We start from the raw sequence: 15,148 nt of genomic DNA, 5'->3' as shown, positions 1-15,148 counted from the left end.
GGGCGCTGCAACCGTGTCTAGGCCCGTATTGTTGTAGAGCCGAGCCAATGCTCGGCTCAATGGGCCCGACGGAATGCTGCCGAGCATGGGCTCGGCTCTACAGGGCGGCCCTGCCTTCCCGCCCCTATGCCGCCGCCGCGTCGCGGCTGTGGTCGAACTTGCCATGACGCAGGAAATGCGCGGTCTGCCGCGCGGCGTCGGGCGACACCACCAGGCCGCTGTGGCTGGTGCGGACCACGCAATGGTCGGCCAGGCCCGGCAGCCGGGTCTCGGCCAGTGCCACGGTGCCATCGGAGGCATCGTCGATGGCACCCAGCAGGCTGCCCAGCCCGTGCGGCACCGAGCCGGCAATCAGGCCAACCTCGGCCCTGCCCTGCCAGTCCGGCAGGCCATCGAGCAGCAGCTCGCTGCTGCGTCCCAGCGCCAGGCCCCAGCCGTGCTCGGACAACGAGCGTGCGGTGCCACTGCCGCGCAGCGGTGAACCCAGGCAGACCACCCGCTGCACCGGCAGCTGCGGATTGCGCCGCAGCGCTTCCAGCGCCAGCAACCCGCCCAGGCTGTGGCCGACCAGCGACAACGGCCCGGCGTCGGCCAACCGTTCCAGCAGCTGGGGCACCGCCACGTCGGGACCACCGAACACCGAGGAGTAACCGAACGCATGCACCTGGAAACCACGCGCGCGCAGGCGCCAGGCCAGCGGCCCGACCCAGGCGCGGGCATTCCAGATGCCATGGAGCAGCAATACGGGGGGAGTCATGCAAACAGCCTGGCGGTCAGCGGGGCAGGAACGTGAGGTGATTGAACACGCGCGCGCAGCAAGCGGCGGTGAACGTCAGGCCGCGCGCGGTGCGCGGCGCAGGATGAATTCAAGATCGTTGGTATCGCCAACCGGGAACAGGTACTCGCCGGCCTTCTCGAAACCATAGCGGGCGTAGAAGCGTTGCGCGCCGAAGTTCTCCGACCACACGCCCAGCCACAGCGTGCGCGGGCCTTCGCGCTCCAGCCAAGCCAGCGCGGTTTCCAGCAGGCGGCTGCCCCAGCCGCAGCTCTGCTGCGTCTTGATCAGGTACAAGCGCTTGAGTTCGCCGTCACCGGGTTTCACATCCGGATGCGGCAGGCCACAGGGGCCGGCGGCGGCATGGCCGACCGCTTCCCCATCCAGTTCCAGCAGCCACACCGCGTAATCGGGGTGGGCCAGGATCACGCGCTGGCGCTCGACCGTGTAGGCCTCCTCCAGGAAGGCCTGCAGGTCCTGCGGCGGGTACAGATGGCCGAAGGTTTCGGTGAATGTGCGGGCGGCCAGCGCCGACAGGGTCGGCGCATCGTCCACAGTGGCGCGGCGGATCGAATACATGCAGGAAGTTGACGCCAGGGCGAAGCGGGGGTCAAGCCTTTTCAGGCGACTCCTCTTCTTCCTCGTCCTCTTCCTCGTACTCCTCTTCGTCCTCGTCCTCTTCTTCCTCGCCTTCCTCGTCCTCTTCGTACTCTTCCTCTTCGTCGTCCTCGTAATCCTCGACGCCGAAGTCTTCACCGTCCCAACGGCCTTCGCCGTCGGCGACGAAGGTCAGGGCCATCGCCGCCGGGCTGGTACCAACGCGGACCAGCCAACCACCGAACACGCGTGCACGCTCGGTGACCAGGTTGGCCTCGGAGCCTTCATTGCCCAGCTTTTCCCACTCCAGCGAAAACGCAAACTCGGTCATTGCCTGGATCTCCTGATCAGTTGGTCTTGGGGCGAACCTGGATGTGCACTTCGGCCAGCTGCGCGTCGACGATCGGCGACGGCGCGTCGGTCATCAGATCCTGTGCACCGGTGGTCTTCGGGAACGGGATGACGTCGCGGATCGACTCGGTGCCGGCCATCAGCGCGGCGATGCGGTCGATGCCGAAGGCGATGCCACCGTGCGGCGGCGCGCCGTAGTTCAGCGCGTCGAGCAGGAAGCCGAACTTGGCACGGGCTTCTTCGGCACCGATGCCGAGCAGCTCGAACACTGCGCTCTGCATGTCCGGACGGTGGATACGGATCGAACCGCCGCCGATTTCATTGCCGTTGAGCACCATGTCGTAACCGCGCGAGACGGCGGTACGGGCGTTGGCGCGCAGATCGGCGATGTCATCCACGGCCGGTGCGGTGAAGGGGTGATGCAGCGCGACGTAGCGCTGTTCTTCCTCGTCCCATTCGAACATCGGGAAGTCGGTGACCCACAGCGGCGCCCAGCCATCGGCGACCAGGCCGAAGTCCTTGCCGGCCTTCAGGCGCAGCGCGCCCATGAAGTCGGAGACCTTGTTGTAGCCACCGGCACCGAAGAACACGATGTCGCCGTTGCCGGCGCCAACATGGGCGACCAGCGCAGCGAAGGAGGCCTCGCTGAAGAACTTCTGGATCGGCGAGCTGACCTCGCCGTTGTCGGCGATCTTGATGTAGGCCAGGCCCTTGGCGCCGTACTTGGCGGCGTGCGCGGCGTACTCGTCGATCTGCTTGCGGCTCAGCGCTGCACCGCCCGGGATGCGCAGCGCGGCGACGCGGCCTTCGGCATCGTTGGCCGGGCCGGTGAACACTGCGAACTCGCTGTCCTTGACCAGCTCAGCCACGTCGACCAGCTCCAGCGCGATGCGCAGGTCCGGCTTGTCCGAACCGTAGCGACGCATCGCCTCGGCCCAGGTCATGCGCGGGAAGCTGGCATCCAGCTGGACGTCGACCACTTCCTTGAAGATGGCGCGGATCATGTCTTCAACGAAGTCCTGCACGTCGCGCTCGCGCACGAAGGCGAATTCCATGTCCAGCTGGGTGAACTCCAGCTGGCGGTCGGCACGCAGCGCTTCGTCGCGGAAGCAGCGCGCGATCTGGTAGTAGCGGTCGAAGCCGGCCACCATCAGGATCTGCTTGAACAGCTGCGGGCTCTGCGGCAGGGCGTAGAACTCGCCCGGGTGCATGCGCGCCGGCACCAGGAAGTCGCGCGCGCCTTCCGGGGTGGCCTTGGTCAGGATCGGGGTTTCGATGTCCTGGAAGCCCTTCTCGTCCAGGTGGCGGCGCAGGGCCTGCACCAGCTTGATGCGGGTGCGCTGCATGCGCTGCATTTCCGGACGGCGCAGGTCCAGGTAGCGGTACTTCAGGCGGGTTTCCTCGCCCGGGTTCTCGTGGGCGTGGAACGGCAGGGGCGCAGCCTTGTTCAGCACAGTGATGGCAGTGGCGATCACTTCCACCTTGCCGGTGCGCATCTTGTCGTTCACCGCGTGGCGGGCGCGCACGACGCCCTCCACCTGCAGCACGTCCTCGTAGCCCAGCGAAGCCGCCACGGCGAACACTTCGGCGTTGTCGACCTCCACGGTCACCTGCACGATGCCTTCATGATCGCGGAGATCGATGAAGCAGACGCCGCCCTGGTTACGGGCCACGTCGGTCCAACCGGCGAGGGTGACAGTCTGGCCAATCAGGGTCTCGTCGACCAGGCCGCAGAAGTGGGTACGCATTGGGGGAAGCTCCGCTGGAGAACGCCGGCACCGGATGGGGGCCGGAAAGCCTCGTATTCTGCGGCCGAGGCCCCGGCCGGGGCAAATCCGGCCAGTCTCACCGGCTTGATCATCCCCCTCCCTATAGTCAGACACCTGCCACCGTATGGGATGCCGCCATGAATCCGCTGTCCCTGGCCCGCCTGGCCGTGACCCTGAGCCTGGGCACCATCGCCACGCTCGCCCTGCCCTCCGCCCCGGCCGCCGCGCAAAGCGGGGTGATCCGTTGCGAGAGCCAGAACAACCGAGAACGCGTGTGCAACACAGGCTGGCGCAATGCGCAGCTGGTCCGCCAGCTGTCCGGCAGCGCCTGCGACGAGGGCCGCACCTGGGGCAGCCGCAATGGCAGCATCTGGGTCAGCAATGGCTGCCGCGCCGAATTCGTCGAGGCCCGTGGTGGCTGGGGCGGCGGCAACGGCGGTGGCTGGGGCGGCAACAACGGCCGGCCCGGCGAGACCATCCGCTGTGAGAGCCAGAACAATCGCGAACGCAGCTGCCCGGTCGGCTGGCGCAATGCCCGCCTGGTCCGCCAGCTGTCCGGCAGCCCCTGCGACGAAGGCCGTACCTGGGGGGTGCGCAATGGCGCGGTGTGGGTCAGCAACGGCTGCCGCGCCGAATTCGCCGAAGCTCGCGGCTGGGGCGGCGGGGGCGGTGGCTGGGGCGGCGGCAACAGCAACTACTCCATCACCTGCAGCAGCAACAACAACCGCACGCAGAACTGCGACTGGGATGAGCGCCAGGGCCGGCCGGTGCTGCAGCAGCAGCTGTCCGGCAGCGCCTGCCAGGAGGGCCGTAGCTGGGGCTACGCACGGGGCCAGGTGTGGGTGAGCAACGGTTGCCGGGCGCGCTTCGGTACGCGTTGAGTTGAGGGGTTGGGGTCAGAGCCCTCCGCAGGAGGGGTCCGACCCGGGGATCACGGCGCGGGTGCTGTGTCGTCGCCCCACGGTGGCGGTGGCAGGTCGACCGGCTTGCTCAGGTCGAACTGCACGCGGAAGCGGCGGCCGTCCGGGCGCGTCAGTTCGTAGACGAACGTCTGATCCGGATCGATCTCCATCGCCCAGGTGTTATGCGTGGAAGCCAGCATGTCGGCACGGCGGAACATCGCCACCGAATCGGCATCGGCCGGGAACTGCTGGCGCTCGGCGGTGCCCGGCGGCGTGCTGTCGCCACCGTACAGGGTGATCGCGTCGGGGCTGCCGTCTTCGTGGCGATGGTCGTGCTTCAGCCGCAGCCCGTTCGGCGTGCGGGTCAGCACCCAGGTCCGCGAGTGGTCATCACCGACATGGAACGGGATGCGCAGCTCGTGCGCCGGGTCGGCGCAGCCGCGCACATGCATGACCAGGCGCTGCCCGGCGAACGGATCCTTGGCGGTCGGTGCAGGCGTGTCCTCCACCACCTTGCCGACGTAGGCCTGGCCGCAATGTGCGGCGATGGCGGCCATGAACGCATCGGCCGGTGCGGTCGCCAGGTCATGGGCGACCGTGTCGGAGCGCTGCGTGCACGCAGCGAGGCTGAGCAGGAGGGCGGCGGTAGTGGCAACGGCAATCGGTCTCATACCCCAACCCTAACGGCCATGGACGATGGGCGCAAACCGCGCGCCAGTCCCGCTCAGCGCTCGGCAGACGGTGCTGCCGGCAGTGCTTCGGTCGCCGCCGCTACCGGCGCGGCCTCGCCCTCGCCCACCGGTTCCTGCTCCACCGGATCGACGTCGAACGGCGTGCGGAACACCAGCGACGGCAGCAGCGTGGTCAGTGCGGCGTACAGCAGCAGCGCGCCGAACAGCACCGCCGGAATCTGGAAACGCTCGCGCATGATCGCCGCCAGCACCAGGGTGAAGATCAGGGTCGGAGCCAGCGCCAGCGAGACGCGCAGGCTGCTGCGGAAGCTCTCGCCGAACATCACCCGGCGCTGCAGCCAGACCACGCCGATGCGCAGCGGCAGCACCACCAGGGTGATCACGATGCCCAGCCCCAGCGCCTCGAAGCTCAACGCTTCGCTGGGCACCTTGGTGCCGGCGTTGAAGAAGTAGAACGGCACGAAGAACGAGGCGAACAGGCGCAGCGCGTGCAGGTTCTCGTGCGAGGCCAGCAGCGGCATGCGCTGGTGCAGCAGGCGCGCAACCAGGCCGGCGATGAACGCGCCCACCAGGTAATACACGCCCAGCAGGTAGGTGATGTAGGCCGCCACCATGCCGACCATCACCAGCAGCGAGAACTCCGAGCCCGGCGCGTGCGGCGCCACCCAGCGGCCCAGCGCGATGAACAGCAGCGGCAGGCCGACCATCATCGCCAGCAGCGCCAGGCTGGACAGTGCCATGTGCCCCGGGTCGCCGGCCTGCAGCACGATGAACAACGCCGCCAGCGCCAGCAGCTCACCGGCGATGGCCTTGCTGGTCACCCAGAACCGTTCGTCCTCGCTCAGGCCCAGCCGCGACAGCGAGTCCATGATGAAACCGGTCGAGGGCGTCAGCAGCGCCAACGCCAGCAGCCCGGCGGCCTGCCACGGCAATCCTGCGTAACGCCAGGCCAACCAGCCGACGCCGAACAGCGTGCCGGTACGGATGACCAGATGTGCCAGCAGCGGCCACATGCCCCGGCGCAGCGCCTGCAGATCCACTTCCAGGCCGGCGAACAGGAACAGCGAGGAAATGCCCAGGGTGGCCAGCAGTCCGATCACCGCATCATGTGCCTGATCCCCCAGCCAGAGCATGCCGATGATGCCGAACAGCAGGCAGGTCAACGGGGCGGGCAGGCTGAAACGCTGCAACGCGCGTGGGATCACCAGCAGCGCGAAGATCAGCAGCAGGTAGATCAGTTCATGGCTCATGGGGTCTTCCGTGGGGTTGGAACGCGCGCAGGATGCGCGCGCTGAACCGATCCGGCAAGCCGTTTCTGGATGACTCCCGGTTACCTCAACCGATCAGGCGATCGGCAATGCGCCCCACCTGCGCCAGCACCCCGGCGCGCTGCTCGTTGCTGATCGCACTGGCCTGCAGATAGGCGGTCAGCACCCACGGTGCGCCGCCGGACAAGGGCCACAGGACGGCGATGTCGTTGCGCGCGTCTTCACCATTGCTGCCGGTCTTGTCACCCACCCGCCAGCGCTTGCCGAGTCCCGCGCGCAGGCAGGCATCACCGGTCTCATTGTCGATCAGCCAGTCGGACAGCTGCTGCCGCGACGCCGGTTGCAGCACATCGCCCAGCACCACACGCTGCAGGGTGGCGGCCATCGCCGCCGGGGTGGTGGTGTCGCGCGGGTCGCCCTCGGCGAAGCTGTTCATTTCCGGCTCCAGCCGATCGCTGCGGCTGACCGTATCGCCGCTGGCACGCAGGAACGCGGTCACCGCGGGCGGGCCACCGACCACGCCGAACAGCAGGTTGGCGGCGGTGTTGTCACTGGTGATCACAGTGGCCCGGCACAGGTCACGCACGGTCATGTCCTTGCCGGCATGACGGCGGGTGACCGGTGCATGCGAGAGCAGATCGGCATCGCGCACCGGCACGCGCCGGTCGAGCAGCGCGGGCGCACGCTCGGCCTGGCTGAGCACGGTAGCCGCCAGCATGCTCTTGAAGGTACTGCACATCGGGAAGCGCTCATCCTGGCGATGACCCAAGCGGCGACCGCTGGCGGTGTCGAGCAGGGTCACGCCCAGGCGGCCGGCGCAGGCCATCTCCAGCGCTGCGAAATCGTTGGCGGTGGTAATGGCAGCCTCGGTCGGTGCGCGTGCGCTGGCCTTGCCTGCCGCACGCGCCAGCAACGGCAGGGCAAGCGAAGAAGCGGCGGCGGCACCACTGAACTGCAGGAATCGGCGACGGGCGAGCATACGGAATCTCCTGGCAACCCCTCGATTATTCAGGCCAGCACGATGGGCGACCAGCGCGAAATATCAGCGAGAGACATGAAAATTATTCATTCCTGTCGCATTCAACCCACTGCTGTTACGAACAACTCCATCGACAGGGTAGGATCAGCCATCACTCCAGCTCACGACTGCACGATGCTGCACCCGACCCTGCCGCTGAATGCGCTGCGCGCGTTCGAGGCCGCCGCCCGCCATCAGAACTTCACCCGTGCCGCGCTGGAGCTGTGTGTCAGCCAGGCGGCGCTGAGCCACCAGATCCGAGGCCTGGAAGACCGGCTCGGCATCCGCCTGTTCCATCGCCTGCCGCGCGGCGTGGCGCTGACCGATGAAGGCGCAGCGCTGTATCCGGTGCTCAACGAATCGTTCGAACGCATCTCGGCCAGCATCGCGCGCTACACCGGCGGGCCGGCCCGCGAAGTGCTGACGCTGGGGGTGGTCGGCACCTTCGCCACCGGTTGGCTGCTGCCACGGCTGGCCGCATTCGAGGCCGCGCATCCGGACATCGAGCTGCGCCTGCAGACCCACAACAACCGCATCGACCTGGCCGGCGAGGGGCTGGATCTGGCCATCCGCTTCGGTGATGGCGACTGGCAGGGCCAGGCCTGCACGCCGATCCTCAATGCGCCCTTCGCGCCGCTGTGCGCCCCGGCATTGGCGCGGCGGCTGAAGCAGCCGCGCGACCTGGCCACGCTGCCGTTGCTGCGTTCCTATCGCAGCGACGAATGGCCGCGCTGGCTGCAGGCGGCCGGCGTCAGCGGCGTGGAAGCCCGTGGGCCGGTGTTCGATTCCTCGCTGACGGTGGCGATGGCCGCCGCCGGCGGTGCCGGCGTGGCCTTGCTGCCGCTGCGCATGTTCGAGCAGGAACTGGCCGAAGGCCGCCTGCTGCAGCCGTTCGGCACCACGCTGGAGCTGGGCCGATACTGGCTGACGCGGCTACGTTCGCGCGCCGAGCGCGAGCCGGCCAAGCGCTTCCGCGAGTGGCTGCAGGCGCAGGGCGCGTAGGCAGTGCCGGCCGCTGGCCGGCAATCCCTTGATCGTTGTGGGCGCATCGCGCTGCCGGCCAGCGGCCGGCACTACCGGTCAGGACTCGAGCAGTTCCATCCAGGCCGCTTCGGCCTTTTCCAGCTGCGCGGCAGCGGTTTCGCGGTCACGGCCGATCACCGCCATGCGGCTGGCATCGGCATAGTTGGCCGGGTCGGCGAGTTGGCGGTCCAGCTCGGCCAGCACACCTTCCAGCTCGGCCACCTTGGCCTCGGCGGCGGCCAGCTTGTGCGGGTTCACGGGCTTTTTCTGCACCACCTGTGCCACCGGGGCGGTCTTGACCACCACCGGCTCTTCCACCTGCTCCATGCGGGCCTTCGTGCCCTGCGCCTGCGGACGGGTGCGCAGCCACGCGGCGTATGCATCCAGGTCACCGTCGAACGGCTCGACCACGCCATCGGCCACGCGCCAGTAGGTATCGCAGACCAGGCCGATCAGGTGGCGGTCATGCGAGACCATCACGATCGCGCCTTCGAAGGTGGCCAGCGCTTCGGCCAGCGCTTCGCGCATTTCCAGGTCAAGGTGGTTGGTCGGTTCGTCCAGCAGCAGCACGTTCGGCTGCTGCCAGGCGATCAGCGCCAGCGCCAGGCGCGCGCGCTCGCCACCGGAGAAACCATCGACCGGCTCGAACGCACGGTCGCCCGGGAAATTCCACTTGCCAAGGAAATCGCGGAACGACTGGTTCGGCGCATCCGGGGCAATCTCGCGGAAGTGCTCCATCGGCGACTGGCCTTCGTGCAGCGACTCCACCGTGTGCTGGGCGAAGTAGCCGATCTTCAGGTCCGGGTGCGCCATGCGCTCACCGACGATCGGCGCCAGTTCACCCACCAGGGTCTTCACCAGGGTGGTCTTGCCGGCGCCGTTCGGGCCGAGCAGGCCAATGCGCTGGCCCGCTTCCAGGCCGAATCCGACGTTGTGCAGGATCACCGCGTCCTGGCCATAGCCAGCCTCGACGTGATTCAGGCGGATCAGCGAGAACGGCAGCTTGGCCGGCGGCGCGAACTCGATGCGGAACTCGCGTTCGGCGCGCACCGCTTCGGTGCCGGCCAGCTTGGCCAGGCGCTTCATGCGGCTCTGCGCCTGCGCGGCCTTGCTGGCCTGCGCCTTGAAGCGGTCGATGAAACTCTGCAGGTGGGCACGCTCGGCCTGCTCCTTCTCGTGCGCGATCTGCTGCTGGCGCAGCTGTTCGGCGCGCTGGCGCTCGAAATCGGTGTAGCCGCCCGGGTAGAGCTTGGCGCCGCCGCCGTGCAGGTGCAGGGTGTGGGTGGCCACGTTGTCGAGGAACTCGCGGTCATGCGAGATCAGCAGCAGGGTGCCCGGGTACTTCAGCAGCCACTGTTCCAGCCAGTACACCGCGTCCAGATCGAGGTGGTTGGTCGGTTCGTCGAGCAGCAGCAGGTCGCTGGGCATCATCAGCGCGCGGGCCAGGTTCAGGCGCACGCGCCAGCCACCGGAGAACGAGGACACCGCGCGGTGGTGGGTCTCGGCCGGGAAACCAAGGCCGTGCAACAGCTTGCCGGCGCGCGCTTCGGCGTCGTAGGCGCCCATCTCGGCCATCTTCGTGTGTGCGTTGGCCACCGCCTCCCAGTCTTCGCGGGCGGTCGCCTCGGCCTCTTCGGCCAGCACCGCGGCCACCTCGGTATCGCCGCCCAGCACGAAGCTCAGCGCCGGGTCCGGCAGCGACGGGGTTTCCTGGGCCACGCTGGCGATACGGACCTTGCCGGGCAGGTCGACGTCACCCTTGTCGGCCTCCAGTTCGCCCTTCACCGCCGCGAACAGGCTGGATTTGCCAGCACCGTTGCGGCCGACCACACCTACCCGGTAACCGGCGTGCAGGGTCAGGTCGACATTGGACAACAGCAGCCGCTCGCCGCGGCGCAAGGCGAAATTACGAAGGGAGATCATCGGGGAAGGGGTCCATATAACCGGATGGAATGTGCTGGTGAGCACTGTTCCTGCGACGCAATTCTAGCGTTAACGAATACTTGACGCGTCCCGGGATGCGCAGTGGCCGACGTTCCTCTCTCCCACGTCCTCGCCGCGCGCGTCCCGGGTCTCCTCCCCGCCGATGCCTGCCCGGGCTAAATGGTTGCTGCTGCAACGTTTTTTCCGATGACCGGCATTTGACAGGCACTGAATATCCCGTTAATTGCTGTATTGCGCACCGCAACAACCGCCGTCCGCCTCACCCCCGTGATGTCGATTCCGGTGCCGCCCCCGCCAACCGGAGCCCATCCCGATGACCCGCAAGACCAGCCTGATCGCCGCCGCCGTCGCTGTCGCACTCGGTGGCTCTCCGTTCGTCGCCGCCGCCCAGCAGGCCGGCACCGCCGCCAACACCCTGGACACCGTGATCGTCACCGGCACCCGCGTGGCCGACCGCACCGTCGCCGAATCGCAGTCGCCGATCGACATCATCACCCCCGAAGCGCTGCAGTCCACCGGCACCAGCGAACTGGCCACCGCCCTGTCACGCGCCCTGCCCTCACTGAACTTCCCGCGCCCTGCCCTGACCGACGGCACCAGCGGCGTGCGCCCGGCGCAACTGCGCGGCCTGTCGCCGGACCAGGTGCTGGTGCTGGTCAACGGCAAGCGCCGCCACACCTCAGCGATGATCAACGTCAACGGCAGCATCGGTCGTGGCTCGTCTGCGGTGGACATCAACGCGATCCCGATCGCCGCGATCGAGCGCGTGGAAGTGCTGCGCGACGGCGCGTCGGCGCAGTACGGCTCGGACGCCATTGCCGGCGTCATCAACATCGTGCTCAAGGGCAGCGGCAGTGGCGGCAGCCTGGCCGTGGACTACGGCCAGTACTCCGCCGGCGACGGCAACAAGTACCAGCTTTCCGGCGATACCGGCGTCGAGTTCGGCAACGGCCGAGGCCGCGTGCACGTGGCCGGCCAGATCAGCCAGCAGGATGAAAGCAACCGCGCCGGCCCGTACCGCGGCACCACGCCGAACACCGGCAACTTCCCCAGCATCGGCCAGAAGACCTTCATCGTCGGCGACCCGCGCGTGGATGCCACTGCTGCGTCGGCCAACGCCAGCTTCGACTTCAGCGACCACGTGACCGGCTACGCCAGCGCGCTGCTCAGCAATCGCGACATCACCTCGTTTGCGTTCTACCGTTCGCGCAACCACAGCGGGCAGAGCGCGCTGCTGGCGCAGACCTATCCGGACGGCTACGTGCCGGAGATCAACCAGTATTCCAAGGACCGCTCGCTGGTGGCCGGGGTCAAGGGCAACACCGACAGCGGCTGGACCTGGGACCTGAGCCTGAACCACGGCGAGAACACCCTCGATTTCCACACCCGCAACAGCATCAACTACAGCCTCGGTGCGACCAGCCCGCGCTCGTTCTACGACGGCACGCTGAAGTACCAGCAGGACATCTTCAACGCCGACCTGACCAAGTCGCTGGACTGGGGCCTTGCCTACCCGGTCACGCTGTCCTTCGGCGGTGAGTACCGCAAGGAGAAGTGGGACCAGAACCCGGGCGAACTGAACTCGTACACCGGCAGCGGCGCGCAGGGCTTCGCCGGCTTCACCCCGACCAATGAAGTGCATGCCGACCGCCACAACTACGCGGTCTATGCGGGCCTGGAAGCGGACCTGACCGAGAAGTTCTCGGCCGGCATCACCGGCCGCTACGAGGACTACTCGGACTTCGGCGACCGCTTCTCCGGCAAGCTGTCGGCACGCTATGCGTTCACCGACAAGGTCGCGCTGCGTGCCACCGCCTCCAGCGGCTTCCGTGCACCGTCGCTGGCGCAGCAGGGCTACCAGGCGGTCACCAGCCAGTTCCTCAACGGCGTGTTCGTCGAGCGCGGCACCTTCCCGACCACCAGCCCGGCCGCGCAGGCACTGGGCGCCTCGCCGCTGAAGGCCGAGACGTCCACCTCCTACAGCCTGGGCCTGGTACTGCAGCCGGTCGACCGCCTGTACATCACCGTCGATGCGTACCAGATCGACATTGATGACCGCATCGCGCTGTCGTCCAGCATCACCACCAACGCCGCCACCAGCGCGCTGCTGGGCACCCTCGGCCTGCCGCAGGTGACCGCGTTCTCGTACTTCACCAACGGCCTGGATACGCGCACCCGCGGCGTCGACTTCGTGTCCAGCTATACGGTGCCGTTCAACGCCAGCAGCCTGGAGCTGACCGCTGCGTACAGCTACAACGACACCGAAGTGCGCCGTGTCGGCGGCACCCCAGCGGTGTTCGGCACGCTGGGCCTGACCCAGTCGCTGATCGGCCGTGATGAGATCGGCCGCATCGAGGACAGCTACCCGCGCGACAAGGCGATCCTGAGTGGCACCTGGCGTTCGGATCACTGGGAACTGGGCCTGGCCGCCACCCGCTACGGCAAGTTCACCGTGCGCAACTCGGCCACCGCGCTGCGCGACCAGACCTACGGCGATGCCTGGGTGGTGGATGCCTCGGCCAGCTACAAGCCGAGCAGCAACTGGACTCTGACCGTGGGCGCCGACAACCTGCTGGACAAGTACCCGGACCGCACCGAAGACCTGCAGAACTCCACCTTCGGCATGCTGCCGTACAGCAACTACTCGCCGTTCGGCTTCAACGGCGCGTATGTGTACGGGCGGATCAAGTACACCTGGTAAGCGGTAGTGCCGGCCGCTGGCCGGCAACCCCGGGCCGCATCTGGAGGAGAGCCCCTTCTTGTTGAAGGGGCGCGCCGAAGGCGGGGGTAGAGGAGAAATGCGTGGCAAACCCGCCGGCCACGGCACGTGGACGGCAGGTTTGCCGTATCTGGCTTCATCGGTGAAAATCGGGGCACCCCCGATTTCCTGCGAGTGCCGATGCACCATGACACCGACCTGATCAACATCGTGGCCGTTGGCCTGGGGCTCGCCTTCATCTTCGGCGCGCTGGCCAACAAGCTCCGCTTGTCTCCCCTGGTCGGTTACCTGGTTGCTGGCATCTGCGTAGGCCCGTTCACCCCCGGCTTCGTCGCCGACCAGGCGCTGGCCAACCAGCTGGCCGAACTGGGCGTGATGCTGCTGATGTTCGGCGTCGGCCTGCACTTCTCGCTGAAGGACCTGATGGCGGTCAAGGCCATCGCCATCCCCGGCGCCATCGGCCAGATCGCGGTGGCCACCCTGCTCGGCTGGGGCGTGGCCTCGCTGATGGGCTGGCCGGCCATTCACGGCGTCATCTTTGGTTTCTCGCTGGCCACGGCCAGTACCGTAGTACTGCTGCGGGCGATGGAGGAACGCCGTCTGCTGGAAACCATGCGCGGCAAGATCGCGGTCGGCTGGCTGATCGTGGAAGACCTGGCCTGCGTGCTGGCACTGGTGATGATGCCGGTGATGGCCGGTGTGTTCGGCCCCGACGCGGCCAAGGAGTCGCACTCGCTGGGCAGCGTGCTGGCCGACATCGGCTGGACCTTCGTGCAGCTGGGCCTGTTCGTGGCGGTGATGCTGGTGGTCGGGCGCCGGGTCATCCCTTGGATCCTCGAACGTATCGCCGGTACCGGTTCGCGCGAACTGTTCACCCTGTCGGTGCTGGCAATCGCGCTGGGGGTGGCGTTCGGCTCGGCGATGCTGTTCGGCGTCTCGTTCGCGCTGGGCGCGTTCTTCGCCGGCATGCTGCTCAACGAATCGGAACTGAGCCACAAGGCCGCGCACGATTCGCTGCCGCTGCGCGATGCGTTCGCCGTGTTGTTCTTCGTCTCGGTCGGCATGCTGTTCGACCCCAACATCCTCGTCCAGCATCCGTGGCAGGTGCTGGCCACAGTGCTGATCATCATGTTCGGCAAGTCGGCAGCCGCGTTCTTCATCGTGCGTGCGTTCGGCCACCCGACCAGCACTGCGCTGACCATCTCGGCCAGCCTCGCCCAGATCGGCGAGTTCGCCTTCATCATCGCCGGCCTCGGCGTGGCGCTGCAGATCCTGCCGAAGGAAGGCCAGTCGCTGGTGCTGGCCGGCGCGCTGGTATCGATCATGCTCAACCCGCTGGTGTTCGGCCTGCTCGACCGATGGCAGGCCAAGCAGGAAAAGCAGCCGCAAACGCCGGAGCCGGAGGATGCGACCGGCCCGTCGCGCGACCTGCATGACCATGCCATCGTGATCGGCTATGGCCGGGTGGGCAGCGAGCTGGCCCAGGTGCTGCGCGATCGCGGCGTGCCGGTGCTGGTGATCGATGACAACAAAGAGCACGTCGAGCAGGCGCACGCCAGGGGCTTGGCAGCGATCCGTGGCAGCGCCGCCGCCGACCGCGTGCTGGCCGAGGCCCATCCGGAGCGGGCCAAGATCGCAGTGCTGGCGATCCCACAGCCGCTGGAAGCCGGCGAGGCACTGGCCAAGCTGCGTGCGATCAACCCGGACCTGACCCTGCTGGCACGTGCGCACAGCGATGCCGAAGTGAAGCATCTGCTGGAGCATGGTGCCGATGGCACGGTGATGGCCGAGCGCGAGCTGGCCTATTCGCTGGCGGAGATGGTCATGTCCACGCCGCCGTACCGGAATCTGGGGCAGCACAGCATTCCGGTGGTATGAGGGGTGTACTTGCGGCAGGGCTTGCAGCCCTGCACCTGCCAAGGCAACGGCAAAGGCAAAGGCAAAGGCAAAAGCTGACTATCCGTGGGATGGCGGGGTGGGTCCGCTTGCAGGGGCCGCTGCAAGTACCCCTCCGGGGCCCGGCCCAGCCGCTGGCGGCTGTGCGTTCGGGCGCTTGCGAAGCAGTGCTTCGCAAGCAAAGCGCCCTCACC

12 protein-coding genes are annotated in these 15,148 nt (G+C 67.7%); 4 read left to right on the top strand and 8 right to left on the bottom strand.

The genetic code is table 11. From position 1 onward, the window contains the following. Positions 1-124 precede the first annotated feature (124 nt). From ACM0PK_RS12935 to aspS, 4 genes are all read right to left on the bottom strand, one after another. Positions 125-757 (bottom strand): esterase/lipase family protein, encoded by a 633-nt coding sequence (locus ACM0PK_RS12935; RefSeq protein WP_032954421.1) that lies wholly within the window; start codon positions 755-757, stop codon positions 125-127. A 75-nt stretch (positions 758-832) separates the two neighbouring features. Next, a complete protein-coding gene (locus tag ACM0PK_RS12930; protein ID WP_049415346.1) occupies positions 833-1,354 on the bottom strand; it encodes a GNAT family N-acetyltransferase in 522 nt (173 codons plus the stop codon). A gap of 31 nt (positions 1,355-1,385) precedes the next feature. After that, positions 1,386-1,703 carry a DNA primase gene (locus tag ACM0PK_RS12925; protein ID WP_065178902.1) on the bottom strand — a complete coding sequence of 106 codons (318 nt, stop codon included), beginning with the start codon at positions 1,701-1,703 and terminating at the stop codon, positions 1,386-1,388. Between the two features lie 16 nt (positions 1,704-1,719). After that, on the bottom strand, positions 1,720-3,471 hold the full coding sequence (gene aspS, locus ACM0PK_RS12920) for an aspartate--tRNA ligase (protein ID WP_049415340.1): 1,752 nt from the start codon (positions 3,469-3,471) through the stop codon (positions 1,720-1,722). A gap of 158 nt (positions 3,472-3,629) precedes the next feature. Between aspS and ACM0PK_RS12915 the strand changes: the two genes are divergently transcribed. Next, complete coding sequence (locus tag ACM0PK_RS12915; RefSeq protein ID WP_072167666.1) at positions 3,630-4,373, top strand: DUF3011 domain-containing protein; 744 nt, start codon at positions 3,630-3,632, stop codon at positions 4,371-4,373. Positions 4,374-4,423: 50 nt separating this feature from the next. On the opposite strand, the gene ACM0PK_RS12910 is transcribed toward ACM0PK_RS12915, so the two are convergent. The 3 genes from ACM0PK_RS12910 to blaL2 form a co-directional block, all read right to left on the bottom strand. After that, entirely contained in the window at positions 4,424-5,065 is a 642-nt protein-coding gene (locus tag ACM0PK_RS12910) for a hypothetical protein (RefSeq protein ID WP_005410764.1), read from the bottom strand. 53 nt (positions 5,066-5,118) lie between these two features. Continuing rightward, complete coding sequence (locus tag ACM0PK_RS12905) at positions 5,119-6,336, bottom strand: cation:proton antiporter (RefSeq protein WP_414607156.1); 1,218 nt, start codon at positions 6,334-6,336, stop codon at positions 5,119-5,121. Positions 6,337-6,421: 85 nt separating this feature from the next. Beyond that, positions 6,422-7,333 carry a L2 family extended-spectrum class A beta-lactamase gene (gene blaL2 / locus ACM0PK_RS12900; protein ID WP_111007689.1) on the bottom strand — a complete coding sequence of 304 codons (912 nt, stop codon included), beginning with the start codon at positions 7,331-7,333 and terminating at the stop codon, positions 6,422-6,424. 174 nt (positions 7,334-7,507) lie between these two features. Here blaL2 and ampR point away from each other — a divergent pair, with 174 nt between their 5' ends. Beyond that, entirely contained in the window at positions 7,508-8,374 is an 867-nt protein-coding gene (gene ampR / locus ACM0PK_RS12895; RefSeq protein WP_329848126.1) for a LysR family transcriptional regulator AmpR, read from the top strand. Positions 8,375-8,452: 78 nt separating this feature from the next. Here the strand turns inward: ampR and ACM0PK_RS12890 are convergent, their stop codons facing one another. Continuing rightward, a complete protein-coding gene (locus ACM0PK_RS12890; protein ID WP_005418533.1) occupies positions 8,453-10,318 on the bottom strand; it encodes an ABC-F family ATP-binding cassette domain-containing protein in 1,866 nt (621 codons plus the stop codon). Between the two features lie 334 nt (positions 10,319-10,652). Here ACM0PK_RS12890 and ACM0PK_RS12885 point away from each other — a divergent pair, with 334 nt between their 5' ends. After that, complete coding sequence (locus tag ACM0PK_RS12885; protein ID WP_414607157.1) at positions 10,653-13,040, top strand: TonB-dependent receptor plug domain-containing protein; 2,388 nt, start codon at positions 10,653-10,655, stop codon at positions 13,038-13,040. Between the two features lie 198 nt (positions 13,041-13,238). After that, complete coding sequence (gene ybaL, locus ACM0PK_RS12880) at positions 13,239-14,936, top strand: YbaL family putative K(+) efflux transporter (RefSeq protein ID WP_414607158.1); 1,698 nt, start codon at positions 13,239-13,241, stop codon at positions 14,934-14,936. Positions 14,937-15,148: the final 212 nt, after the last annotated feature.

Source organism: Stenotrophomonas sp. FR010 (assembly GCF_047520755.2).
Classification (GTDB): domain Bacteria; phylum Pseudomonadota; class Gammaproteobacteria; order Xanthomonadales; family Xanthomonadaceae; genus Stenotrophomonas; species Stenotrophomonas sepilia.
This window is presented reverse-complemented; position numbering and strand designations above follow the sequence as displayed.